The organism is Streptomyces sp. NPDC088923, assembly GCF_044749745.1.
Lineage (GTDB): Bacteria > Actinomycetota > Actinomycetes > Streptomycetales > Streptomycetaceae > Streptomyces.
In genome coordinates, this window is the sequence record NZ_JBIVIO010000005.1 from 271382 (window position 1) to 292859 (window position 21478).

The window sequence follows — 21478 nt, forward strand, 5'->3', positions numbered from 1 at the left end:
CAAGGAGCCGCTCCGCCATGCCCTCCGCCGCCACCCACCCCGCCTATCCCGCGGGACTGCGCCTCGCGGGCCGCAAGGTCGTCGTCCTCGGCGGCGGCCAGGTGGCCCAGCGCAGGCTCCCCGCCCTCCTCACCGCGGGCGCCGACATCCTCCTCGTCTCGCCCGCTGCGACCGCGTCCGTCGAGGCGATGGCCACGGCGGGGGAGATCCGCTGGGAGCGCCGCCCCTACCGCGCGGGCGACCTCGAAGGCGCCTGGTACGCGATCGTCGCGACCGACGACGCGGAGACCAACGCCGCCGCCTCCGCCGAGGCCGAGGAACGCCGCGTGTGGTGCGTACGCAGCGACGACGCCGACGCCGCGAGCGCCTGGACACCGGCGACCGGGCACAGCGCCGGTGTCACCGTCGCCGTCCTCAGCACCGAGCCCGCCGAGCGCGACCCGCGCCGTACCGCCGCCGTGCGCGACTCCCTCCTGCGCGCGCTCGACGAGGGCCGCGTCGCCGTGCCGAGGCAGGCGAGCGGCGAGACGCCGAAGGTGGCCCTCGTCGGCGGCGGCCCGGGGGACCCCGACCTCATCACCGTGCGAGGCCGCCGCCTCCTCGCCGAGGCCGACGTCGTCATCGCCGACCGGCTGGGCCCCCGCGACCTCCTCGCCGAACTCCCTCCGCACGTCGAGGTCGTCGACGCCGCGAAGATCCCGTACGGGCGCGCGATGGCGCAGGAGGCGATCAACGAGGCGCTCATCACGCACGCCAGGGCGGGGAAGTCCGTCGTACGGCTCAAGGGCGGCGACCCCTTCGTCTTCGGGCGCGGCATGGAGGAGGCCCAGGCCCTCGCCGCCGCCGGTATCCCCTGCACCGTCGTCCCCGGCATCTCCAGCTCGGTCAGCGTGCCCGCCGCCGCCGGCATCCCCGTCACGCACCGCGGCGTCGCCCACGAGTTCACGGTGGTCAGCGGTCACGTCGCGCCCGACGACCCGCGCTCCCTCGTCGACTGGCAGGCGCTCGCCCGGCTGCGCGGCACGCTCGTGATCCTCATGGGGGTCGACAAACTCGGCGCGATAGCCGAGGCGCTCGTCCGCCACGGCCGCGACCCCGAGACGCCCGTCGCACTGATCCAGGAGGGCACCACGGCGGCTCAGCGACGCGTCGACGCGCGCCTCGCGACCGCGGCCGACACCGCCCGCGCGCACGACGTGCGCCCCCCGGCCGTCATCGTCGTCGGCGCCGTCGCGGCCCTCGACGCCTGACCGTCCCTCGTACGTACGACCCAAGGCGGCACCCCGTGGCAGTACCCGAACGCGTCGACGACCCGGCGGACCCCCGGCTCGGCGACTACACCTCGCTCACCGACGTCCAGTTGCGCCGCCGCCGTGAACCGGAGGAAGGGCTCTTCATCGCGGAGGGCGAGAAGGTCGTGCGCCGCGCGCTGAACGCCGGGCACGGCATGCGCTCGATGCTGCTCACGGAGAAGTGGCTGCCCTCCCTGGCCGACGTGATCGAGGCGAGCGAGGCACCCGTCTACGTCGTGAGCCCCGAGACGGCCGAGCGGGTCACCGGCTACCACGTCCACCGCGGCGCCCTCGCCTCCCTGCACCGCACCCCGCTGCCCGCGCCCGCCGACGTCCTCGCGGGCGCGCGCCGCGTCGCCGTCTTCGAGGACCTCGTCGACCACGCGAACCTCGGCGCCGCCTTCCGCAACGCCGCGGCCCTCGGCGTGGACGCCGCGCTCCTCACCCCGCGCTGCGCCGACCCCCTCTACCGCCGTGCCGTCAAGGTCTCGATGGGCGCCGTCTTCTCGCTCCCGTACGCGCGCCTGGAGAACTGGCCCGCCGACGCGGACACCATCAAGCGGGCGGGCTTCACCCTCGCCGCCTTCTGCCTCTCGGACCGCTCCCTGACCCTCGACGAGCTCGTCGCCCGCGCGGACCCCCGCCTCGCCCTCCTCTTCGGCAGCGAGGGCCCCGGCCTTACCCCGGCGGCGCTCACCGCTGCCGACGTGCACGTCCGCATCCCGATGGGGGCGGGCATCGACTCCCTCAACGTCGCGGCCGCGACAGCGGTGGTCTTCTACGCGACGCGAGCACCCGCGTAAGCCCCTCCGGCAGGCAGAACCCCAGCCCCTCCGGGGGTACCTCCCGGCCGAAGGCCAGGGGAGTTCGGGGAACGGGGTACGGGGCGGCGCCCCGCGCATCACCCCCGAGGGGGCACCCTCAGACCAGCCCCTGCACGAGCATGATCCCGAGCGCCACGATCAGCGTGACGACGAAGAAGACCACGAGCCGCTGGCGGAGCAGCCGCGGATTGGCGGGACGCCGCCCCGCCCCCGTCCGGGCACCGGGCCGGCCCGTACCCCCCGTCCGGGCGCCGCCGGGCCGCCGTTGCCGTTCCCCCGTGGCACGCGGCGGACGACCCGCGACGGGGCCGCGCTCGGCGGCGGAGGAAGGCCGCGTCTCGGGCCCCTCGCCCTGCGGGACCGGGCGCCGCGCGCCCCGCCCCGCCCCCGTTCCCCCGGTCTGCGCGCGCCCGTCCCGTACGGGAGCGGGACGCTCACTGCGCGAGGGAGCCTGCGCGCCAGCCGCCGCCTCCGGCCGCCGACGGCCACGCGGCGCCGGGGTCACCGGGCGCTGCTGCGTCGCCTGCTCGGCGTACTGCTCGGCGAGCCGACCGGTGGGCCGCTCGATCACCTCGCGCTGCCCCGCGCCCCGCGTGCTGCCCGGGTGCTGTGTCTCGCGCGCGGCGATCTCCTTGAGCCGCAGCGAGAGCTGGAGCGTGCTCGGCCGCTCCTCGGGGTCCTTCGCGAGGCAGGCCCGCACGAGGGGCGCGAGCGCGTCGGGGACGCCGCGCAGGTGGGCCTCCTCGTGCACGACGCGGTAGAGCATGACCTCCGAGCTGCCGTGCCCGAAGGGGGAGTCCCCGGTCGCCGCGTACGAGAGCGTCGCACCGAGCGCGAAGACGTCCGTCGCGGGCGTGACGGCCGCGCCGCGCACCTGCTCGGGCGCCAGGAAACCGGGCGAGCCCACCGCCGTGCCGACGTGCGTGAGGGTGCTCGCCCCGGTCGCCCAGGCGATCCCGAAGTCGATGATGCGCGGGCCCTTGGGGGAGAGCAGGATGTTCGACGGCTTGAGGTCCCGGTGCACGACGCCCGCCTCGTGCACCGCGACGAGCCCCTCCGAGAGCGCGGCGCCCACGGACGCCACCTCGGCGGCCGTCAGCGGGCCCTCCTCGGCCACCTTGTCGTGCAAGGAGGGGCCCGGTACGTACTGCGTGGCGAACCAGGGCCGCTCGGCCTCCAGGTCCGCCGCCACGAGCCGTGCCGTACATCCTCCGCGAATACGCCGGGCCGCCGAGACCTCACGGGCGAAACGCGAGCGGAACTCCTGGTCCTCCGCCAGATCCGGGCGGATGACCTTCAGCGCGACGCGCTGGCCCTTGCGATCGGAGCCCAGGTAGACGACGCCCATCCCGCCCGCGCCGAGTCGCCGGTGAAGCCTGAACGAGCCGACGACACGCGGGTCCTCGCGCCGGAGCCGCATCATCGTCATGTCCATCCCCGCTGCCCGGTACTGCTGACGCGCCACAGCTTACGTTTCCACGCGCCGGTGCGCGCTGAGGCCGCGCCCTCCGTGACCGAACGATTGTCTTCGCGGGACGGGACGGTGAAGGACGCTCACCATGACGCCCCTTCACCCGCTCGGCCGCGTCCCCGTTTTCGCCCAATTGCCGCAGGCTGCGGGCCTTTTCACCGCTGACGGAGCGGGCCGCCCGGCACCGTGAAACCGCCGCCCCACCGGCCTGCGCGAGCGCCCGCCGCCCCGCCCGCCCCGCCGGAACCACCCCTTCCGTCCGTGACCCACATCACGGTCCTCAGGGGAGTCCCCCAGAGGATCTCCACCCAGGGGAGTAGGGGACCGCTCCGCCGTCCTCCTGGGGGAGGCCAGGTATTCGGTACGAGGGCATGACGACCCCCTCTATCCGGGCGGGCGAGGATGGAGGCACAGCGACGGGAGCGCCACTCACCCCCCGAGGTCACGCCCCCGTCGCTCCCTCGACCGACACCTTCGGCAGGAGAAGGACCGATGGCCACGACCGTGCCTGAAGCACCCCGTGCACGTACGCGCCCCGCGCGCCGCCACCCCCTGGTGGCCGCCGCCATCGTCCTTCCCCTGGCAGCCCTGCTCGTGGTCGCCTTCGGCGGCTGGGAAGCAGTGGTCCTCCAGGCGTCGTCCGTGGGCATGATGCCGTGACGCGCGGTTAGCGTCATGGGCCCGGAAGAGCGGTCCGGGCGGGGACATCAATGCCCGTGAAACCCCGTGGGGACGGGGGTGCGGCGGACGGCAACAGATGCCCGCGCGGCTGGGGAGCCGCGCGGGCATCATTCTTTTCGGGCCGGGCCGGACCCGCTCCGCCCGCCCCGGGTCGGGCCGGGCGGCCCCCGGCTGCCCGCCCGCGCGGAATCGACGGACATTCCCTAGGCTCGCAAACGTGCACCCGATCACCACCCGGCCGTCCCCGTGACCGCCCCCCGGCCCCCCGCCCAGCCGGCCCCGCACGGCAGGACCGACGGCGGGGAGGCGGAAGTCCCCGGACCGCCGAACGGCACCCGCCCGGCGGGCGAGACCGGCACGGCGGACGGCGCGCGGGCGCCCGGGGGAGTCGCCGAGGGGGCGAGGACACCCCGCCCGGACCCCACGCGAGACGGCGGCCCGGGGGAGTCGCGTACGGGCACCGACGGGGAGCACTCCGGTACGGGGACGAGCCAGGGCGGCGAGGAAGCGGGGACGGCGGTCCAGCGAGCGGAAGAGGCGGCGCGACGGACACCCACCGGCGCGGGCTCGCCCGAGCCCGGTCTCCTGGCGGGTCCGCCCGAAACCGACGCGGCCTCGCCCGAGCCCGGTCCCCTCGGGGGTCCGCCCGAGTCCGGTCCCGCGCGGCCGCGCGGGAGTGGCCTGTCCGGTGTCTCGGCGGCCCGGCAGGGGGGCGAGCCGTGCGGCGGCCCCGGCGTGGGTCCGCGTGGCGAGAGCCCCGGGCCCGTACCCGGCGGGCAGCCCGACGCCCCGGCCCGCGTGGCCGGGACCCGGGCCCCCGCTGCCCCCGCCGCGGGAGACGGCGCCGCGGGTACGGGGGAGGGCGCTGGGGCGCGGGACGGCACTCGCCGTGCCGGCGGCCTGTTCGCCGGAGCCGGCCGCTCGCCCGGCGACGGTGACCCACCCGTCTCCGCGCGTCACGCGGGCGAGCCGGTGGCAACGGGCGCGCCCGGGACCGAGCACGCCGGGGTCGTCGCGGCGCGACAGCACGAGGACACCGCGTTTCCCGCGCCTCCGGGACCCGGGGTGCCGCCCGTGCCCCGTACCGCCGAGGACCTCGTCACCGCGCTGCGCGGACACGCCCGCGCCGCCGCGCACCGCCTGGAACGTCCCTGCTCCTGCCTCCGGAGCGCGGGCGCGGGCATCCCTCGTTCCCCCGACGTCGCCGAGCCGGTACTCGCCGACCGCCCCGACGGCACCGTCGTACGGCACGGGGACGTCGTCGCGAAGGCGCACGCCCCCGGCACCCCGCCCGGCGACCTCGCCGCGCGCGTCGCGGTCGCCGCCCACCCCGCGCTCGCCGGAATCCTGCTGCCCCCGCTCGGCCCCCTCGCCCACGGCCTGCGCCTGATCAGCTGCTGGCCGCACGGCTCCCCCGTGGACCCGCACGCCCCCGAACTGGCCCCCTGGGAAGAGGCCGCCGTCCTCCTCGCCCGCCTGCACACCGTCGACCCGCTCGCCCTGCCCGGACCGCTGCCCCCCATGCGCGGCCCGGTGAAGGCGGCCCGCGCCGTCGCGCGGATGCGCGAGGCCGCCCCGCCGCGCGGCGGCGGCCTCGTCCTGCGCGCCTGGGCGACGCTGCCCGCCTGGGCGCGCGGCGAGGCGCCGGGCCCCGCCCTCGCGCTGTGCCACGGAGACCTGCACCTGGGACAGCTCGTGCGCCACCCGGCCTCGCGCGGCCCGTGGCGGCTCATCGACATCGACGACCTGGGACTCGGCGACCCCGCCTGGGACCTCGCCAGGCCCGCCGCCTGGCACGGCTGCGGACTGCTCTCGGCCGCCGACTGGTCCACCTTCCTCGGCGCCTACCGCGCCGCCGGCGGCAGCGCCGTGCCGGGCGAGGGCGACCCGTGGACCCGGCTCGACGTCCCGGCCCGGGCGCTCACCGTGCAGACCGCCGCGCTCGCCCTCGCCAAAGCGACCGAGGCGGGCCGTCCGCTGGACGACGCGGAGACCGCCGTCCTGGACGCCTGCGCCCGGATCGCCGGGCTGCCGCCCGCCTGACCCGGGGGGAACTCCTGACCCCGCCCGCGCGTCCTGACAGGATGAACGAGGACGGTCCGGTACCCCGGGAAGCCGTCGCGTCAGGCGAGGAGTTGGAGCCAGGATGCATTGTCCGAAGTGCGGTGCCCCCATGCACACGTACAACCGCAGCGGAGTCCAGATCGAGCAGTGCAGCGGCTGCCGCGGGATATTCCTGGACTACGGCGAGCTGGAGTCGCTGACCCGCATGGAATCGCAGTGGTCGCAGCCGGCCCCGCCGCCCCAGCAGTACCCCTCGGCCCCCGCCGCGCCCTGGGGCGCCCAGCACCACGGCGGCCACCACGGTCACCACGGCGGTCACCGCGGCTTCGGGCGGATGCTCTTCTCGTCCTGAGCGGACGCGGGGCCGGCGCCGGGCGCGGGCCTGAGCGGCGGGCGGGGACGGCCTCGTACGAGGGGCCGCCCCCGTACCGGCCGGTGCCTCGCGCACGAAGAAGCCCCCGGCCACAAGGGCCGGGGGCTTCGGGGTGTGGACGATACTGGGATTGAACCAGTGACCTCTTCCGTGTCAGGGAAGCGCTCTCCCGCTGAGCTAATCGTCCTCGGGACCACTCCACGACCCGAAGGCCGCAAGTGGTGAACTCACGTGCGCGATACTGGGATTGAACCAGTGACCTCTTCCGTGTCAGGGAAGCGCTCTCCCGCTGAGCTAATCGCGCGGGATGAGATCCGCGGCCCGGGGGCCCGGTCTCGGTGGACGATACTGGGATTGAACCAGTGACCTCTTCCGTGTCAGGGAAGCGCTCTCCCGCTGAGCTAATCGTCCTTGGAGGTGGAGACGGGATTTGAACCCGTGTAGACGGCTTTGCAGGCCGTTGCCTCGCCTCTCGGCCACTCCACCCCGTAATGAAGAACTCGGGAAAGTCCTTCATCATCGAGCGGACGACCAGGTTCGAACTGGCGACCTCAACCTTGGCAAGGTTGCGCTCTACCAACTGAGCTACGTCCGCTTGTCGGTGTCCGGGGCGCTTGGCGCGTCCCGGCGACGAGTGGAACTCTAGCGGATTCCCGGGCCAGTACAAAAACGCGTTTGCGCAGCGTGCGCGTGCGCGGCCACGGGGAGCGAGCGGACGGCCACGGCGCACGCCCCGCACGGAGCCCGCTCCCCGGCGGCTGCCTACACTCCCCGCGTGCACCCCCCGACTCCCCTCGCCCGCTTCGGCGACCTGCTCGCCACCGGCCTGCGGGACGTCACGGACGACCCGGCCGCGCTGGACAGCTCCGGCTTCTGGGCCGTCGCCGCCGACTTCGACGGCGCCCTCGTCTGCGCCCGCTTCGACGACGTACGCCGCGCCCCCGCCCCGCCCGTGCGCCCCGGCGCCTGGCACGGTCCGCGCGCGGACGCCTGGACCTCCTCGCTCGACCACGCCGCGTACACGGCGGGGGTACGGGAGATACGCGCCCGCATCGCGCGCGGCGAGGTCTACCAGGCGAACCTCTGCCGCGTCCTGAGCGCCCCGCTGCCCGATCCGGGCGCCGCCGACCCCGACGCGCTCGGCGCGCTCCTCGCCCGCGACAACCCCGCCCCGTACGCCTCCGTCGTCCGCCTGCCCGCGCACGGCGTCGAGATCGCGAGCGCGTCACCGGAACTCTTCCTGCGCCGCGCGGGCCGCACCGTCGAGTCCGGCCCCATCAAGGGCACCGGCCGGACCCCGGACGATCTCCTGGAGAAGGACCACGCCGAGAACGTGATGATCGTGGACCTCGTCCGCAACGACCTCGGCCGCGCCTGCGCGACGGGCAGCGTCACCGTCCCCGAACTGTGCGCCGTGGAGCGCCATCCTGGACTCGCGCACCTCGTCTCGACGGTACGGGGCGAACTCGCGCCCGGCGTCGGCTGGCCCAGCCTGCTCGCGGCGAGCTTCCCGCCCGGCTCCGTCACGGGCGCGCCGAAGGCGAGCGCCCTGCGTCTCATCGCCGCACTGGAGACCGCGCCCCGCGGCCCCTACTGCGGCGGCATCGGCTGGGTCGACGCCGATCGCGGTACGGGGCAACTCGCCGTGGGCATCCGTACCTTCTGGATCGAGCGCGGGAAGCGGGGCGCGGCCGTCGTGCGCTTCGGCACCGGGGCGGGGATCACGTGGGGCTCCGACCCGGAGCGCGAGTGGCGCGAGACCGAGCTCAAGGCCGACCGGCTGCTCGCGATAGCGTCGGGTTCCGAGGACGCACCCGTACCGGAGCGCCCGCCCGCGCCGGGCGCGGCCCGCCCCGTACCCGACAGGACCCGCCCCGTGGAACCCGCCGAAAGCGAAGGAAGCCTGCGATGACTGTGCGCACCATCTGGATCAACGGTGGACTGCGTGACGCCGAGGACGCGCGCGTCTCCGCGCTCGATCACGGGATCACCGTGGGGGACGGCGTCTTCGAGACCGTCAAGGCCGTCGACGGAGCCCCGTTCGCGCTCAGCCGCCACCTGGACCGGCTCGCCCGGTCCGCCACCGGGCTCGGCCTTCCCGAGCCCGACCTCGACGAGGTGCGGCGGGCCTGCGCGGACGTGCTCGCCGCCGAGCCGGTCGCGCTCGGGCGGCTGCGCATCACGTACACGGGCGGTGTCTCGCCGCTCAGCTCCGACCGGGGCACGGAGCGGCCGACCCTCATCGTCGCCGTCGGTGCCATCGCGCCCAGGCCCGACACCACCGCCGCCGTCACGGTGCCGTGGGTGCGCAACGAGCGGGGCGCGCTGAGCGGGCTCAAGACGACCTCGTACGGCGAGAACGTCCTCGCCCTCGCGCGGGCGCACGAACAGGGCGCCTCCGAGGCGCTGTTCGCCAACACGGTCGGACAGCTCTGCGAGGGCACGGGCTCCAACGTCTTCGTCGTGCTCGACGGGACGCTCTGCACCCCGCCCCTCGCCTCCGGTTGCCTCGCGGGCATCACGCGCGCCCTCGTCGCCGAGTGGACGGGCGCGGAGGAGCGGGACCTCCCCTTCGACGTCCTGGAACGGGCCGACGAGGTCTTCCTCACCTCCACGACACGCGACGTCCAGGCCGTGCACCGCGTCGACGGCCGCACGCTGGAGCAGGCCCCCGGTCCCGTCACGGCCAAGGCGATGCGCGTCTTCGCCGAGCGCGCGGCCGCCGACCAGGACCCCGCCTGAGCAGCCCCCTGAGCACCCTGGTGGGGCGGCCGGGCGCCGGGGTAGAAAGGCCGTGATGACCACGACCCTGCGGCCGACCGAGCCGCTCCAGCACGACCCCGGCGGGGCCCGTCACCGTGCGTACGAGATCCGTGTCAACAGCCGTCCCGTGGGCGGGCTCGTTCTCAGCGCACGCCCCGAGCTCGGGCTCGGGTCCATAGTCGGCCTGCGCGTCGCCGAGCCCGACCGGGGCAGGGGGCGCGCGGCCGTCGCCGTGCTCGCCGCCGAGGAGGTCCTGCGGAACTGGGGCTGCCGACGCGTCGAGGGCGTGGTGCCCGCCGGTTCCGAGGCCGGGCTGCGGCTCGCTGCCTCGCTCGGGTACGCGGAGGACGCGCGCGTGCTGCGCAAGGTCCTCGCGGGGCGGGCGCCGGGACTGCCCGCCGGCTCCGTCGCGCGGCGGATGACCGAGGCGGAGTTCGGCGCGTGGCGGGAGCACGAGGAGAGCTCGCACGCCGGAGTGTTGCGCGAGTACCTCGGGCTGAGCGAGGAACAGGCCGGGGCGCGCTCCGCGCACGACCTCGCCCTCGCCTTCCCCGAAGGCCCGCGCAGCCACGGACAACGGCTGTGGGTCCTGGAGCACGACGGGGCCGCGGTCGGCACGCTGTGGGTCACCGACCGTGAGACGGACGTCTACGTGATGAGCGTCGAGGTGGCCGCGGAGCACCGGGGCCGGGGGCACGGGCGCTCGCTGCTGCGGTGGACCGAGGCCGACGGGCTCGCGGAGGGCCACCGCGCGGCCGAACTCAACGTCCACACGAGCAACACCCCGGCCCTGCGGCTCTACGAGTCGCTCGGCTACCGGCCCTTCCAGCACCACTTCGTGAAGCCGCTGGTCTGAGCCTGCGGACGGGTGGGCCGAGGGGGGCGAGGAGGACCCGAGGGCCGGAAGCCGAGCGGGGCTCCGGTTTCCGCGCGGGGGCCGGGCGGGGGCGCCGCGCGGAGACCGGTCTCGCGCGCTCAGGCCGCGAGCAGTCCGTCCGCGATCTCCTCGATCCGCTCCCGCAGCCCCTCCTGCGAGGCGCTGCCGTCGAGCAGCGTGCCGCCGATCTCGTACGTGGGCGTGCCCTTGACGCCCAGGGCCTTGCCCTCGGCCTGGTCGGCGTCCACGGTCAGGATGTGCCGCCCGTCGATCAGCGCGGTGTCGAACTCCTCGGCGTCCAGGCCCAGTTCACCGGCGATCTCGACGAGGAACGGTTCGCCCGCGGCGGCGAAGTCCTCGACACGGCGCAGCACGGTGGCGACGTACGACCAGCCCTGCCCCTGCGTGAACGCCTCCTCGGCGGCCTGGGCCCCGGCGAAGGCGTGCTTGTGCTTCTCCAGCGGGAAGTGGCGCAGCCGGATCTCCAGACGGTCGCCGTACCGCGCGCGCAGGGCGTCCAGGTCGTCGAGCGCGGAGCGGCAGTCGGGGCACTGGAGCTCGCACCAGACGTCGAGGACGACGGGGGAGGAGGCGGCGGGAGGCGGCGTGGGTTCGTTCATCGGACCAGTTTCCCACCGGCGCGAGCCGCGTGCGCTCACCCCCGGGGCCGCGGGCCTGACGCCGCGGTTCCCGGGCGCGACCCTGAGAAAACCCTGATCCTTTCCGCGCCGCGACCCTGAGAAGTCCCCCAATTCGGCCCGGGGTGGGGCTGTCCCCATGTCGTCGGCCTCCGCGACGGTGCACGATGGAGGGGAGAGAGGACCGGTGAGGCGCGCGGGCGCGGAGCCGGTGGACGCCGTACAAAGATGCCTGGAGGGGCCCGGATGCTCGCCGAGACGATTTGTTCCGCCGTATCGGTGGCCGGCCTGGGTATCGCCGCCGTCACCGCCTATCGCAAGCGCTTCCTGAGCGCGGCGCGCGTCGCCGCGTACTCGCTCGTGCCCATCGGCCTGGTCATGACCGGTGTCGTGAAGTGGCTCGCGCACACCGCGTTCAGCCCCACCGCCTGGGCCGGTTTCGTCGTGCTCGGCGCTGCCTGGCTGCTCTTCCTCGCGACGCGCTCGGTGGAGCGGCGCAAGTACGGGACCCGCAAGGAACGCCGCGCCGCGGCCCGCGCGGCCCGCGAGCACGAGGCCACGGCCCCCGCAGCCTCGGGCCCCGCCCTCCCCGGGCGCGCTCCCGCCCGACCAGCCTCCGGCGGCGCGGGGCAGTCGACGGGCTCCTCGCGCGGCGCCAAGCCGGACGAGGACTTCAGCGACATCGAGGCGATCCTGAAGAAGCACGGGATCTGAGCCGGCGCGGGACCCGCGCGCCCGTCCCGAGAGTTGAGACACGGCCGTTCGAATGGCCGGGGGAACGCGGCAGCTCCGGGTGTTCTGTCACTCTGAGTCAATAGAACTCGTACGCGTGAACCGGTGAATTCCGCGGCGTGAGGGGTATTTCGGGCCGCGGAGCGAGGGCGGGTGGGCCATGATCGCTGCGTCATGCCCGAGACCTCCCTGGACGAGGGGCAGGCGGCCGCGGTCCCCGTTCCGCCCCTGCCCGTCCCGTCGCACCGCGCAGAGTGCCCCGGCGTCGCCGTTCCCGCTCCCCGCCCACCGGCCACCACCGGGACACCCGCTCCCGCCCGGCCGGCTCCTGCGGCGCCCGGAGGCGCCCCGGCCCCCGAAGAGCGGCCCGAGGCCGTCACACAGGGGCACCGGACACCCACCGGCAAGGAGGTGGGGTGCCTCTTCGCCCTCTCCCAGCCCCCGCTGATGATCTTCCTGACGGTGGTGGGCCTGCTCCTGCTGATGGGCGCGGTGCACGACCTCTACCTGAGCTGAGGCCGCACAGCACGGCGGGGACGGGCGCGTGGAGCGCGCCGGAGCGCGAGCACGCCGTCCGGGTCCCCTCGCCGCCGTGTCCCCTCCCGGTCCGGCCGGCCCCGCCCGGCCGGGTCCCCTCCCCGATCGGGGTCAGTGCGGGGCGCCCTCGTTCACGGTCGCTTCCCTGCGTCGGGCGCGGTAGGCGGCGACGTGGAGGCGGTTGCCGCAGGTGCGGCTGTCGCAGTAGCGGCGGGAGCGATTGCGGGAGAGGTCGACGAAGGCGCGTCCGCAGTCCGGGGCCTCGCAGCGGCGCAGCCGCTCGCGTTCGTCCGCGACGACGAAGAAGGCGAGCGCCATGCCGCAGTCGGCGGCGAGGTGGTCGGCGAGTGAGGCGCCCGGCGCGAAGTAGTGCACGTGCCAGTCGTAGCCGTCGTGGTCGGTGAGCCGGGGTGTGGTCCCCGCGGTCGCCACCAGCTCGTTGATGATCTTTACCGCGGTCGCGCTGTCCGGCGCGGCGAAGACCTCCGCGAAGCAGGCCCGCACGCCGTGCAGCGCCTGAAGGTCGGAGGTGTCCAGCACCCCGGTGTCGCTGAGGTGGTGTGTCCGTACGAAGTCCTCCAGCTCGGCCACCGAGGCGAGCGTCTCGGCCCGCCCCTCGGCCGGGGCGCTGTTGACCAGGTCGACCACCGCCTCCAGCGCGCACCGCGTGTCGTGGGTGATCAGCACCGTGGACCCCCTGCCCCCGAGGCGGGCCCCCTGCCCGCCGGTGACGGCCGATGCTAGCCCCGGCCGCGTCCGGACACGACACGGCCGCCGTCCCGGTCGTACCGGAACGGCGGCCGTGCCGTACTCCTCCCACGGCGGGCCATGGGCGGGGCGGGACCCGTACCGCCGCCCCGAGTCGGGCGGTGCGGGTCGTCGAGTGTGCCTCCTGACGTCCGGCTTCCGGCGGCAGCCGTCTCCGGTCGGCTCAGCTCTCGGCCAGGATGTGCGAGAGCTCCGTGTCCAGGTCGAAGTGGCGGTGTTCCGTGCCGGGCGGCACCGCGGCGTCGGTCCGCTTGAGGAAGGACTCCAGGGCCCGCGCGGGGGCCTCCAGCAGCGCCTCGCCCTCCGGCGAGCTGAGAGCGATACAGACGACGCCCTGACCGTGGCTGCGGGACGGCCAGACGCGGACATCGCCGGTACCCGTGGGCCGGTGCAGGCCCTCGGCGAGGAGATCGCGGGCGAAGACCCACTCGACGGTCTCCTCGGCTCCGGTGTGGAAGGTGGCGTGCACGGCGTAGGGATCGGCCGTGTCATACCGCAGCCCTGCCGGGACCGGCAGGGACGACTCGCTCGACACAACGAGGCGCAGGTGCAGCTCGCAGCTCACCGTGGTGTTCATAAGCGCCAGGGCCTTTCGCTCAGTGTGCGCTCGGGGATTCGCACGTCGGCGAAATCGACATGCCTCCTACGGTGCCGTTGTAAACCCCTCTGGGCGGTTTCTTGTGCTTTGCGTCACTCGTACGGGTGAGTCCTTTTTGTCGCCTTACCTCCATTCCGGTCGACGCGCCACTCGGGTAGAGTCCGGGGCCACCGCGAGGGCGGCCCGAAGGGCGGGGACGGGGTTCATGAGCGAGACGAGGAACGTGCCTGACGTGCAGGAGCAGACGCCCGAGCCGGAGAGCTCGACGCCGGAGAAGCCCGAGAAGGGTCTCGGCTCACGAGCCCCGCGCTTCGTCCGGGAGCGCCGCACGCTGCACCTCAGCTGGCAGGTCGGCGTCTTCGTCGTCGGGCTCGCGGTCGTCGTCGCCGGTGTCCTCATGCTCGTCCTGCCCGGACCCGGCTGGGTGGTGATCTTCGGCGGCATGGCGATCTGGGCCACCGAGTTCGTCTGGGCCCAGCTCGTGCTCCGCTGGACCAAGCGGAAGGTCACCGAGGCCGCGCACAAGGCCCTCGACCCCAAGGTCCGCCGCCGCAACATCGTCCTCACCGGCGTCGGCCTGGTGATCATCGCGGCGCTCGTCCTCGTGTACGTGGTCCGCTTCGGCCTGGAACTGCCCTGGAACATAGACGAGTGACCGCCCGGCGGCCCCCTGTGACGCGCACGCGCTGAGCACCCCCTGACATGGGGTAATGTTCTCTCTGCGTCCGGGCGATTAGCTCAGTGGAAGAGCGCTTCGTTCACACCGAAGAGGTCACTGGTTCGAACCCAGTATCGCCCACCCCGGGACCGGCCCGGAGGCTCTCAAGCCTCCGGGCCGTCGTCGTGTCCGGGCCCAGGCCGTGCCCGCGCCGTGCTCCCGTCCCCCGGCCGCGCCCCGCGCGTCCGCGGGCGCGGAACACCCGGAACACGCGGCGGGCTCGCCGAGGCGTTTCGCGGCGCTCGCGAGGGCAGACTCACGCCATGCGCCCGTACCGCTACCGCTTCCACAGCCGCTGGCTGCTCCCCGCCGAGCCGCGGCGCGTGTACGCGGTCCTCGCGCGGCCCGAGGAGTACCCGCGCTGGTGGCCGCAGGTCCGCGCCGCGCGCACCGCCCCCGACGGTCGCGGCGGCTCGGCGCGCATCCGCTCCGTGCTCCCGTACGACCTGCGCGTCACGATCCGTGAACTGCCCGGCCCGTCCGAGGCGCCGGGGGAGGACGGCGTGGGGGTGCTGCGGGCGGCGGTCGACGGGGACATCCGCGGCGAGCTGGGATGGCGGCTGAGCCCCTGGGGCGCGGGCACGCTCGCCGAGTTCGATCAGCGGGTCGAGGTCGTGACACCGCTGCTGCGGCTCCTGTCGTTGCCGGGCCGGCCGCTGCTGCGGCTCAACCACCGGCTCATGATGCGCGCGGGGCAGCGCGCGCTGCGTGCCCTGCTCACCAGGGCGGACGACGGTGTCCGGGGGCCCGGGGAAGCGGTTTGAACGAAGGGCGCCGGGGCCTGTATGGTTCCTTGCGTCCCGGGCGATTAGCTCAGTGGAAGAGCGCTTCGTTCACACCGAAGAGGTCACTGGTTCGAACCCAGTATCGCCCACCGGGTCAGCCGGTCCGTCGAGTTGACGGACCGGCTGCTTTCGTTTCCGGCCGCTACGCGGCGCCCGTCAGCGCGGGGCCGAGCGGCCAGCCCTCCTCCGGCCCCGGGGTGCGCGTGGCCTGGAGACCGAACCAGGGCGCGGCGGGCCCGCGCGTGCTCCACGTGGCCTGGAGGGCGTGGAGTTCGGCCGCGTTGAGACGGCCGAGGCGGGCCGCGAACCGGCGCCCCAGGGCCCGTACGACACGCAGTGCGGCCAGCGCGCGCGCCGCCGCGTCGCGCGGATCGCCGCCCGGCACCCGGTAGACCGAGCACAGGCTCTCCAGCCCGCGACCGCCCTTGCGGAAACGATCCAGCTGCGTGTCGAGCAACGCCGGGTCCAGGACCCGCAACGGCTTGGGGCCGAGCCGGTCCGTCAGCGAGGTGGCCCGGTGGCGGCGCAGTTCGCGGTCGAGCAGGGCGAGCGTGGCGGGGGCGTCGAGGACGACGAGGGGACGGCCCGTGAGCGCGTGCTCGTGCAGGGAGCGGGCCAGCTCGTCCATCACGGGGGCCGGCCAACGGCCGTTGCGGCGGATGTGGTCCTCGCTCAGCCCGAGAGCCGTCCGCGCGGAGCGCGGCACCGGGACGCCGGGGCAGACGAGCCAGCGGTCGAACCGGGGCGGGGCGTCCGCGTGGTCCTGCACGACGACCGCCGCCGAGAGGATGCGGTCCCTCGCGGTGCGGGAGCCTGTGGGGGTCGCGGTGTAGGCGGCGAGTGGTCCCTCGTACCAGCTCATGCGTGTCAACCTCTCCTGGGGGGTGGGTGGTTCGCCCCTGGTGCCGAGGGGTGAATACCCTTTCCTCCCGGGGGGCAGTCCGGGGTGGGGCGATGGGCGGGAGCGTGGGCCTTGCGCGTGTGCGCCCCTTTGCGGGGCTCCGCCCCACACCCCGCTCCTCAATCGCCGGAGGGGCTGGAAGGTGAAGCGCCGGAGGGGCTGGAAGGCGAGGTGCCGGGGCGGCTGGAAGGCGAGGCGCCGGAGGGGCCCGGGGGATGAAGCGGCGGAGGGGCTGGAACAGGGGGCCCGGTAGCATGGGAGACACGCGTGCCGCGTGTCTCGGCGCGTTGTCCACTTCCAGTCAGGAGAGACCGGTGTCAGACGTCCGTGTGATCATCCAGCGCGATTCCGAGCGGGACGAGCGTGTGGTGACGACGGGGACGACGGCCGCCGACCTCTTCCCCGGGGAGCGCACCGTCGTCGCCGCCCGCGTGGACGGCGAGCTGAGGGACCTCGCGTACGTGCTGGGCGAGGGCGAGACCGTCGAGCCCGTCGAGATCTCCTCCGAGGACGGTCTCAACATCCTGCGGCACTCGACCGCCCACGTCATGGCGCAGGCCGTGCAGGAGATCTTCCCCGAGGCCAAGCTCGGCATCGGCCCGCCGGTCAAGGACGGCTTCTACTACGACTTCGACGTCGAGAAGCCCTTCACGCCGGAGGACCTCAAGGCCGTCGAGAAGAAGATGCAGGAGATCCAGAAGCGCGGCCAGCGCTTCTCGCGCCGCGTCGTGAGCGAGGACGACGCCCGCGAGGAACTCGCCGACGAGCCGTACAAGCTGGAGCTGATCGGCCTCAAGGGCGGCTCGACGAGCGAGGACGGCTCCGCCGTCGAGGTCGGCGGCAACGAGCTGACGATCTACGACAACCTCGACGCGAAGACCGGCGAGCTGTGCTGGAAGGACCTCTGCCGGGGCCCGCACCTGCCCACGACCCGCCTCATCCCCGCCTTCAAGCTCATGCGCAACGCCGCCGCGTACTGGCGCGGCAGCGAGAAGAACCCGATGCTCCAGCGCATCTACGGGACCGCCTGGCCCTCCAAGGACGAGCTGAAGGCGCACCTCGACTTCCTCGCCGAGGCCGAGAAGCGCGACCACCGCAAGCTCGGCAACGAGCTGGACCTCTTCTCCTTCCCCGAGGAGGTCGGCCCCGGGCTCGCCGTCTTCCACCCCAAGGGCGGCATCATCCGCCGGGCGATGGAGGACTACTCGCGCCGCCGGCACGAGGAAGAGGGCTACGAGTTCGTCTACAGCCCGCACACCACCAAGGGCGCCCTCTTCCAGAAGAGCGGCCACCTCGACTGGTACGCGGACGGCATGTACCCGCCCATGCAGCTCGACGAGGGCGTGGACTACTACCTCAAGCCGATGAACTGCCCGATGCACAACCTGATCTTCGACGCGCGCGGACGCTCCTACCGTGAACTGCCGCTGCGCCTCTTCGAGTTCGGGACCGTGTACCGGTACGAGAAGTCCGGCGTCGTCCACGGGCTGACCCGCTCGCGCGGCTTCACGCAGGACGACGCGCACATCTACTGCACCAGGGAGCAGATGGCGGAGGAGCTGGACAAGACCCTCACCTTCGTCCTCAACCTGCTCCGCGACTACGGCCTCGACGACTTCTACCTGGAGCTGTCCACCAAGGACGAGGAGAAGTTCGTCGGCTCCGACGAGGCGTGGGAGGAGGCGACCGCGACCCTCCAGCAGGTCGCCGAGAAGCAGGGCCTGCCGCTCGTGCCCGACCCGGGCGGGGCCGCGTTCTACGGGCCGAAGATCTCCGTGCAGGCGCGCGACGCGATCGGCCGCACCTGGCAGATGTCGACCGTCCAGCTCGACTTCAACCTTCCCGAGCGCTTCGACCTCTCCTACACCGCCGCCGACGGCTCGCGCCAGCGGCCCGTCATGATCCACCGCGCGCTCTTCGGCTCCATCGAGCGCTTCTTCGCGGTGCTCCTGGAGCACTACGCGGGCGCAATGCCGCCCTGGCTCGCCCCCGTGCAGGCGGTCGGCATCCCGGTCGGCGACGCGCACGTCCCGTACCTCAAGGAGTTCGCCGCCGAGGCGCGCCGCAAGGGCCTGCGCGTGGACGTGGACGCCTCCTCGGACCGGATGCAGAAGAAGATCCGCAACCACCAGAAGCAGAAGACGCCGTTCATGGTCATCGTCGGCGACGACGACATGAACGCGGGCACGGTCTCCTTCCGCCACCGCGACGGCTCGCAGGAGAACGGCATCCCGAAGGACGAGGCGATCGCCAAGCTCCTCGACGTCGTCGAGCGGCGCGTCCAGGTCTGAGCAGGTCCGGAGTGAGACGGCCGGTCCCCGGTGGGGGCCGGCCGTTCCGCGTGCTCAGCCGTTCCCGTCCCGCTCCTCCCGCGGCTCGCTGTCGAAGACGCGCAGGAGGTACGTGGAGAAGGCGCCCGTCACCGCGCCCAGCAGCGCGATCCCGCAGGCCATGAGGGCCACCGCCACGACCCGCCCCCACACCGTGACGGGCACCGCGTCCCCGTAGCCGACCGTGGCCAGTGTCGAGCACGTCCACCACACCGCCGTCCCGAAGTCGCGGATCGAGGCCCCGGGCGCGTCCCGCTCCAGCCAGTACACGGTGAGAGCCGCCGAGAAGCCCGTCATGAGCACGGCGATCCCGGTGTACGTGATGACGCGGGCCGGTACCGAGAGCGCGGGGCGGCGCCATCTGCGCCGTACCGCCTCGTAGACCGGTACGAACTGCAGCGGGCGCAGCAGCGGGAGCACCGCGACCACGAGCGCGAGCGGGTGGTGGCGCGGGAAGGCGCGTCCGAGGCGTGAGCGGCGCCAGCGCACCGCGAGATCGAGCAGGGCGACGGCCCAGGCGAGGGCCATCGCGCCGTGGCAGACGTCCTTTCCCCAGGCGGGCAGGTCCTCGACGAGCACGCGCACCGCGTACGCCGCGAGGAAGAGGAGGGCGGCGAGGCTGAGAGGTGCCTCGCGGTGCGGGGCGGGGTCCGGGGAGGGCACCGGCACAGCTTCGCGCGGGGGCGAGGGTGCGGGGGACGGCCGACACGCCCCGCGCGGGTGACGCAATATGCTGCTTCGTATGACGAGTGAGCCGGAGCAGCAGATCGGAGTGGGGACGCCCGACGCGTTCCAGCGGCTGTGGACCCCGCACCGGATGGCGTACATCCAGGGCGAGGGGAAACCGAGCGGCCCGGCGGCCGGCGACGGCTGCCCCTTCTGCGAGATCCCCGGCAAGTCCGACGAGGACGGGCTCGTCGTCGCGCGCGGGGAGCACGTCTACACGGTGCTCAACCTCTACCCCTACAACGGCGGGCACGTCATGGCCGTCCCCTACCGGCACGTCGCCGACTACACGGCGCTGACGCGGGCGGAGACGGACGAACTCGCCGTGCACACGAAGCAGGCGATGGAGACACTGCGGGTCGCCTCCGGGGCGCACGGCTTCAACATCGGGATCAACCAGGGCACCGTGGCGGGCGCGGGCATCGCGGCGCACCTGCACCAGCACATCGTGCCGCGCTGGGGCGGGGACACGAACTTCATGCCCGTCGTGGGGCAGACGAAGGTGCTGCCGCAACTCCTGGGCGAGACCCGGCGGATGCTCGCGGAGGCGTGGCCGGGGCGGACCCGGCCGTAGGGGGCGGGCGGTACGGGTACGGGGATGCCCCGCACCCGTACCGCCCGTACCGCGTACCCGTACGCCTGCCCCGTACCTCCTCAGGCGTCGTACACGTCCGCCTTGCGCGGTGCCGCCTCCTGGACGCCTCCGCTCAGGACGCCGGAGCGGGCCCCGAACTTCGTCGTGTCCACGCCGTGCTCGTCGAGCACCCGCAGCGCCGCCTGGTGCACGACGCGCAGTACCGGGGTCGCTGTGCGCAGCGCGTCGTCCGCCATGAAGCGGTGCCGCCAGGGCTGCGCGGCCCAGGCGTGCCGCAGCCCGAAGGGCTCGGGCAGCGAGAGCTTGCCGCCGAGGAAGTCGAGCACCGGCGGGTACCACGTGAGCGGGGCGCGGGCGGCGAGCCGGACGACCTCGCTCGCGTCGACGAGCGGGAGCATGTGGTCCTTCGTCTCCCAGAACCGCACCGCCTTCGGCTTGGTGATCTTCTTCGGCGAGGGCTTGCCCATGAAGAGCGAGTGGACGGGGCCGAGCGCGTGTCCGGTGACCTCGATGCGGAGCGTCTCGTGGAGCACGGTCACGGTGGTCATCATGGTGATGACGAGCTGGCCGTCCCAGAGCGTGAACTGCGTGCCGAGGTAGTGCCGGTCCCCGGCGTCGAACTGCTGCTCGTTGCAGATCCGCTGCACCTCGTGGTCGCGGATCTGGAAGTCGTCGACGTGGGTGCCCTCCGGGCGCGCGACGGAGTCCGCGTTCTCGCCGATCGGGGTGACGATCCAGTGCCGTACGTCCGGCTCGGGGAAGCCGCCGGTGTGCAGCGGGCCGCGCGCGAGGAGCTTGAGCTGGTCGTGGATCGCGCGGACCACGTCGTAACTGCGGAACGGGTGGATCTCGCTGCCGGGCTCGCGCGGGACGAGCTCCTCGGCGAGCTGCCAACTGCCCCAGCGGGTGCCGAGGCCCAGGATGCCCTTGGGACCGGCGTAGAAGACCGAGTTGGAGCGCTGCTCGGCGGAGAGCTTCGCGAGCGACTGGCGCAGCACCTCGGCGGCCTTCTGGTTCGGGTCGCGCGGCACCGCCTCGGGGATCTTCGCGCCGATGCCGCCGCCCGAGAGCAGTCCCTCCCAGCGCTCCCGCAGATCGCGCGCCGTCGCCTCGCAGGCCCGCTTGGCGAACCACCAGCCGACCGGTGGCGCGACGACGCAGGCCCGCAGGTACCAGGCCCAGAAGCCGCCGAAGGGCATCTTGAGGAGGAAGAGCACGCCGAGCACGCCCAGCGCGATGAGCAGCGGGGTAACGAGGAGTCCGGCGCGCTTGTTCGCCGAGTCGGCCACGCTGCGGCGCAGCACGAAGACGCCCAGGTAGAGAAGGAGACCCGGCAGGAACAGCACCCCGAACAGGACCATGATCGCGGTCAGCCGGGTGTCCCTGGCCCGCCGGATGCTGTTCGCCGCGAGGCAGTGCTCGACGACGACCTGCGGCTCCATCCCGAAGGACTGGATGAGCGGTTTGCGCCCGCCGCCGAGCAGCCGGTTCTGCACCGCGTGCGCGAACGCCTCGCCGAGATCGGGCCGCAGCAGCTTGACCCTCGGCGCGGAGACGGCGCATTTGTGCCACTCGGTGTTGGCGGCGAGTATCGCGTCCACCGGGCCGTCGCGGTACGCGGCGGAGGCGAGCGCGCCGGTCGGGGCGGTCTGGCCCGCGCCGCCCGCGAGCGGTACCTGCGCCCCCGGACTGAAGTCGAAGCTGCTCATCCTGCCCCCATCACTCCGGCGCCGTGCCGGACCGTCTCGTCGGGGCCTTCCCGACTCCCGCCGCCCGCACACCTGTTGATCAGTTCATCAGCGTAT

21 protein-coding genes and 7 tRNA genes are annotated in these 21478 nt (G+C 73.9%); 16 read left to right on the forward strand and 12 right to left on the reverse strand.

Annotated features, from left to right (window positions below; all coding sequences use genetic code 11):
* Positions 1 to 17: 17 nt before the first annotated feature.
* Positions 18 to 1250: a uroporphyrinogen-III C-methyltransferase gene (gene cobA / locus ACIP4O_RS21535; protein WP_401576603.1), complete on the forward strand. Its 1233-nt coding sequence runs from the start codon at positions 18 to 20 to the stop codon at positions 1248 to 1250.
* A gap of 35 nt (positions 1251 to 1285) precedes the next feature.
* Positions 1286 to 2095 carry a TrmH family RNA methyltransferase gene (locus tag ACIP4O_RS21540; protein WP_401576605.1) on the forward strand — a complete coding sequence of 270 codons (810 nt, stop codon included), beginning with the start codon at positions 1286 to 1288 and terminating at the stop codon, positions 2093 to 2095.
* A 118-nt stretch (positions 2096 to 2213) separates the two neighbouring features.
* Here ACIP4O_RS21540 and ACIP4O_RS21545 read toward each other — a convergent pair whose 3' ends face one another.
* Positions 2214 to 3551 (reverse strand): protein kinase, encoded by a 1338-nt coding sequence (locus tag ACIP4O_RS21545; RefSeq protein ID WP_401576832.1) that lies wholly within the window; start codon positions 3549 to 3551, stop codon positions 2214 to 2216.
* A gap of 528 nt (positions 3552 to 4079) precedes the next feature.
* Here ACIP4O_RS21545 and ACIP4O_RS21550 point away from each other — a divergent pair.
* The 3 genes from ACIP4O_RS21550 to ACIP4O_RS21560 all read left to right on the forward strand — a co-directional run bounded on the left by ACIP4O_RS21550 (position 4080) and on the right by ACIP4O_RS21560 (position 6684).
* The gene (locus tag ACIP4O_RS21550) at positions 4080 to 4247 is read left to right on the forward strand and encodes a hypothetical protein (protein ID WP_199781407.1); all 168 of its coding nucleotides are present in this window, start codon (positions 4080 to 4082) and stop codon (positions 4245 to 4247) included.
* A 1095-nt stretch (positions 4248 to 5342) separates the two neighbouring features.
* Positions 5343 to 6311: a phosphotransferase family protein gene (locus ACIP4O_RS21555; RefSeq protein ID WP_401576608.1), complete on the forward strand. Its 969-nt coding sequence runs from the start codon at positions 5343 to 5345 to the stop codon at positions 6309 to 6311.
* 103 nt (positions 6312 to 6414) lie between these two features.
* Positions 6415 to 6684 (forward strand): zf-TFIIB domain-containing protein, encoded by a 270-nt coding sequence (locus ACIP4O_RS21560; protein WP_361327890.1) that lies wholly within the window; start codon positions 6415 to 6417, stop codon positions 6682 to 6684.
* A gap of 136 nt (positions 6685 to 6820) precedes the next feature.
* On the opposite strand, the gene ACIP4O_RS21565 is transcribed toward ACIP4O_RS21560, so the two are convergent.
* The 5 genes from ACIP4O_RS21565 to ACIP4O_RS21585 form a co-directional block, all read right to left on the reverse strand.
* Positions 6821 to 6892, reverse strand: a tRNA-Val gene (locus ACIP4O_RS21565).
* Between the two features lie 45 nt (positions 6893 to 6937).
* A tRNA-Val gene (locus ACIP4O_RS21570) sits at positions 6938 to 7009 on the reverse strand.
* A gap of 35 nt (positions 7010 to 7044) precedes the next feature.
* A tRNA-Val gene (locus ACIP4O_RS21575) sits at positions 7045 to 7116 on the reverse strand.
* Position 7117: 1 nt separating this feature from the next.
* Positions 7118 to 7191, reverse strand: a tRNA-Cys gene (locus ACIP4O_RS21580).
* Positions 7192 to 7227: 36 nt separating this feature from the next.
* Positions 7228 to 7300, reverse strand: a tRNA-Gly gene (locus ACIP4O_RS21585).
* 180 nt (positions 7301 to 7480) lie between these two features.
* Here ACIP4O_RS21585 and ACIP4O_RS21590 point away from each other — a divergent pair.
* The 3 genes from ACIP4O_RS21590 to ACIP4O_RS21600 are packed head-to-tail and all read left to right on the forward strand — an operon-like array spanning position 7481 to position 10324.
* Positions 7481 to 8617: a chorismate-binding protein gene (locus ACIP4O_RS21590; protein WP_401576610.1), complete on the forward strand. Its 1137-nt coding sequence runs from the start codon at positions 7481 to 7483 to the stop codon at positions 8615 to 8617.
* Positions 8614 to 9447 carry an aminotransferase class IV gene (locus ACIP4O_RS21595; RefSeq protein ID WP_401576612.1) on the forward strand — a complete coding sequence of 278 codons (834 nt, stop codon included), beginning with the start codon at positions 8614 to 8616 and terminating at the stop codon, positions 9445 to 9447. Before ACIP4O_RS21590 ends, ACIP4O_RS21595 begins: the two co-directional genes overlap by 4 nt.
* 55 nt (positions 9448 to 9502) lie before the next feature.
* Positions 9503 to 10324, forward strand: coding sequence for a GNAT family N-acetyltransferase (locus ACIP4O_RS21600; protein WP_401576614.1), 822 nt, complete (start codon positions 9503 to 9505; stop codon positions 10322 to 10324).
* Positions 10325 to 10443: 119 nt separating this feature from the next.
* Here the strand turns inward: ACIP4O_RS21600 and ACIP4O_RS21605 are convergent, their stop codons facing one another.
* Entirely contained in the window at positions 10444 to 10965 is a 522-nt protein-coding gene (locus tag ACIP4O_RS21605; RefSeq protein ID WP_401576616.1) for a DsbA family protein, read from the reverse strand.
* Positions 10966 to 11229: 264 nt separating this feature from the next.
* Here ACIP4O_RS21605 and ACIP4O_RS21610 point away from each other — a divergent pair, with 264 nt between their 5' ends.
* Positions 11230 to 11697, forward strand: coding sequence for a hypothetical protein (locus ACIP4O_RS21610; RefSeq protein WP_401576618.1), 468 nt, complete (start codon positions 11230 to 11232; stop codon positions 11695 to 11697).
* A gap of 192 nt (positions 11698 to 11889) precedes the next feature.
* Positions 11890 to 12231 carry a hypothetical protein gene (locus ACIP4O_RS21615; protein ID WP_401576841.1) on the forward strand — a complete coding sequence of 114 codons (342 nt, stop codon included), beginning with the start codon at positions 11890 to 11892 and terminating at the stop codon, positions 12229 to 12231.
* A 132-nt stretch (positions 12232 to 12363) separates the two neighbouring features.
* On the opposite strand, the gene ACIP4O_RS21620 is transcribed toward ACIP4O_RS21615, so the two are convergent.
* Both ACIP4O_RS21620 and ACIP4O_RS21625 read right to left on the reverse strand, forming a co-directional pair.
* Positions 12364 to 12939, reverse strand: coding sequence for a CGNR zinc finger domain-containing protein (locus ACIP4O_RS21620; RefSeq protein ID WP_401576620.1), 576 nt, complete (start codon positions 12937 to 12939; stop codon positions 12364 to 12366).
* A gap of 244 nt (positions 12940 to 13183) precedes the next feature.
* The gene (locus ACIP4O_RS21625) at positions 13184 to 13597 is read right to left on the reverse strand and encodes an SsgA family sporulation/cell division regulator (RefSeq protein WP_003959770.1); all 414 of its coding nucleotides are present in this window, start codon (positions 13595 to 13597) and stop codon (positions 13184 to 13186) included.
* A 226-nt stretch (positions 13598 to 13823) separates the two neighbouring features.
* Between ACIP4O_RS21625 and ACIP4O_RS21630 the strand changes: the two genes are divergently transcribed.
* From ACIP4O_RS21630 to ACIP4O_RS21645, 4 genes are all read left to right on the forward strand, one after another.
* Positions 13824 to 14273 (forward strand): TIGR02611 family protein, encoded by a 450-nt coding sequence (locus ACIP4O_RS21630; RefSeq protein ID WP_401576622.1) that lies wholly within the window; start codon positions 13824 to 13826, stop codon positions 14271 to 14273.
* Between the two features lie 72 nt (positions 14274 to 14345).
* Positions 14346 to 14417: transfer RNA gene (locus tag ACIP4O_RS21635), tRNA-Val, on the forward strand.
* A gap of 182 nt (positions 14418 to 14599) precedes the next feature.
* Positions 14600 to 15100, forward strand: coding sequence for an SRPBCC family protein (locus ACIP4O_RS21640; RefSeq protein WP_401576624.1), 501 nt, complete (start codon positions 14600 to 14602; stop codon positions 15098 to 15100).
* A gap of 38 nt (positions 15101 to 15138) precedes the next feature.
* Positions 15139 to 15210, forward strand: a tRNA-Val gene (locus ACIP4O_RS21645).
* 53 nt (positions 15211 to 15263) lie between these two features.
* Here ACIP4O_RS21645 and ACIP4O_RS21650 read toward each other — a convergent pair.
* On the reverse strand, positions 15264 to 15983 hold the full coding sequence (locus tag ACIP4O_RS21650) for a 3'-5' exonuclease (protein ID WP_401576626.1): 720 nt from the start codon (positions 15981 to 15983) through the stop codon (positions 15264 to 15266).
* 353 nt (positions 15984 to 16336) lie between these two features.
* Between ACIP4O_RS21650 and thrS the strand changes: the two genes are divergently transcribed.
* Positions 16337 to 18313 (forward strand): threonine--tRNA ligase, encoded by a 1977-nt coding sequence (gene thrS, locus ACIP4O_RS21655; protein WP_401576628.1) that lies wholly within the window; start codon positions 16337 to 16339, stop codon positions 18311 to 18313.
* A gap of 54 nt (positions 18314 to 18367) precedes the next feature.
* Here thrS and ACIP4O_RS21660 read toward each other — a convergent pair whose 3' ends face one another.
* Positions 18368 to 19015 (reverse strand): potassium channel family protein, encoded by a 648-nt coding sequence (locus ACIP4O_RS21660; protein ID WP_401576630.1) that lies wholly within the window; start codon positions 19013 to 19015, stop codon positions 18368 to 18370.
* Between the two features lie 67 nt (positions 19016 to 19082).
* On the opposite strand from ACIP4O_RS21660, the gene ACIP4O_RS21665 reads away from it, so the two are divergent.
* A complete protein-coding gene (locus ACIP4O_RS21665) occupies positions 19083 to 19652 on the forward strand; it encodes an HIT domain-containing protein (RefSeq protein ID WP_361327921.1) in 570 nt (189 codons plus the stop codon).
* 80 nt (positions 19653 to 19732) lie between these two features.
* On the opposite strand, the gene ACIP4O_RS21670 is transcribed toward ACIP4O_RS21665, so the two are convergent.
* Positions 19733 to 21382, reverse strand: coding sequence for a hypothetical protein (locus tag ACIP4O_RS21670; RefSeq protein WP_401576633.1), 1650 nt, complete (start codon positions 21380 to 21382; stop codon positions 19733 to 19735).
* Positions 21383 to 21478: the final 96 nt, after the last annotated feature.

Excerpts from the sequence above, each read along its gene's own strand:
- cobA (WP_401576603.1), top strand. The coding sequence starts at position 18 with ATGCCCTCCGCCGCCACCCACCCCGCCTATCCCGCGGGACTGCGCCTC.
- ACIP4O_RS21545 (WP_401576832.1), bottom strand. The coding sequence starts at position 3,551 with ATGGACATGACGATGATGCGGCTCCGGCGCGAGGACCCGCGTGTCGTC.
- ACIP4O_RS21550 (WP_199781407.1), top strand. The coding sequence starts at position 4,080 with ATGGCCACGACCGTGCCTGAAGCACCCCGTGCACGTACGCGCCCCGCG.
- ACIP4O_RS21560 (WP_361327890.1), top strand. The coding sequence starts at position 6,415 with ATGCATTGTCCGAAGTGCGGTGCCCCCATGCACACGTACAACCGCAGC.
- ACIP4O_RS21595 (WP_401576612.1), top strand. The coding sequence starts at position 8,614 with ATGACTGTGCGCACCATCTGGATCAACGGTGGACTGCGTGACGCCGAG.
- ACIP4O_RS21600 (WP_401576614.1), top strand. The coding sequence starts at position 9,503 with ATGACCACGACCCTGCGGCCGACCGAGCCGCTCCAGCACGACCCCGGC.
- ACIP4O_RS21605 (WP_401576616.1), bottom strand. The coding sequence starts at position 10,965 with ATGAACGAACCCACGCCGCCTCCCGCCGCCTCCTCCCCCGTCGTCCTC.
- ACIP4O_RS21610 (WP_401576618.1), top strand. The coding sequence starts at position 11,230 with ATGCTCGCCGAGACGATTTGTTCCGCCGTATCGGTGGCCGGCCTGGGT.
- ACIP4O_RS21615 (WP_401576841.1), top strand. The coding sequence starts at position 11,890 with ATGCCCGAGACCTCCCTGGACGAGGGGCAGGCGGCCGCGGTCCCCGTT.
- ACIP4O_RS21625 (WP_003959770.1), bottom strand. The coding sequence starts at position 13,597 with ATGAACACCACGGTGAGCTGCGAGCTGCACCTGCGCCTCGTTGTGTCG.
- ACIP4O_RS21630 (WP_401576622.1), top strand. The coding sequence starts at position 13,824 with ATGAGCGAGACGAGGAACGTGCCTGACGTGCAGGAGCAGACGCCCGAG.
- ACIP4O_RS21640 (WP_401576624.1), top strand. The coding sequence starts at position 14,600 with ATGCGCCCGTACCGCTACCGCTTCCACAGCCGCTGGCTGCTCCCCGCC.
- ACIP4O_RS21650 (WP_401576626.1), bottom strand. The coding sequence starts at position 15,983 with ATGAGCTGGTACGAGGGACCACTCGCCGCCTACACCGCGACCCCCACA.
- ACIP4O_RS21665 (WP_361327921.1), top strand. The coding sequence starts at position 19,083 with ATGCTGCTTCGTATGACGAGTGAGCCGGAGCAGCAGATCGGAGTGGGG.
- ACIP4O_RS21670 (WP_401576633.1), bottom strand. The coding sequence starts at position 21,382 with ATGAGCAGCTTCGACTTCAGTCCGGGGGCGCAGGTACCGCTCGCGGGC.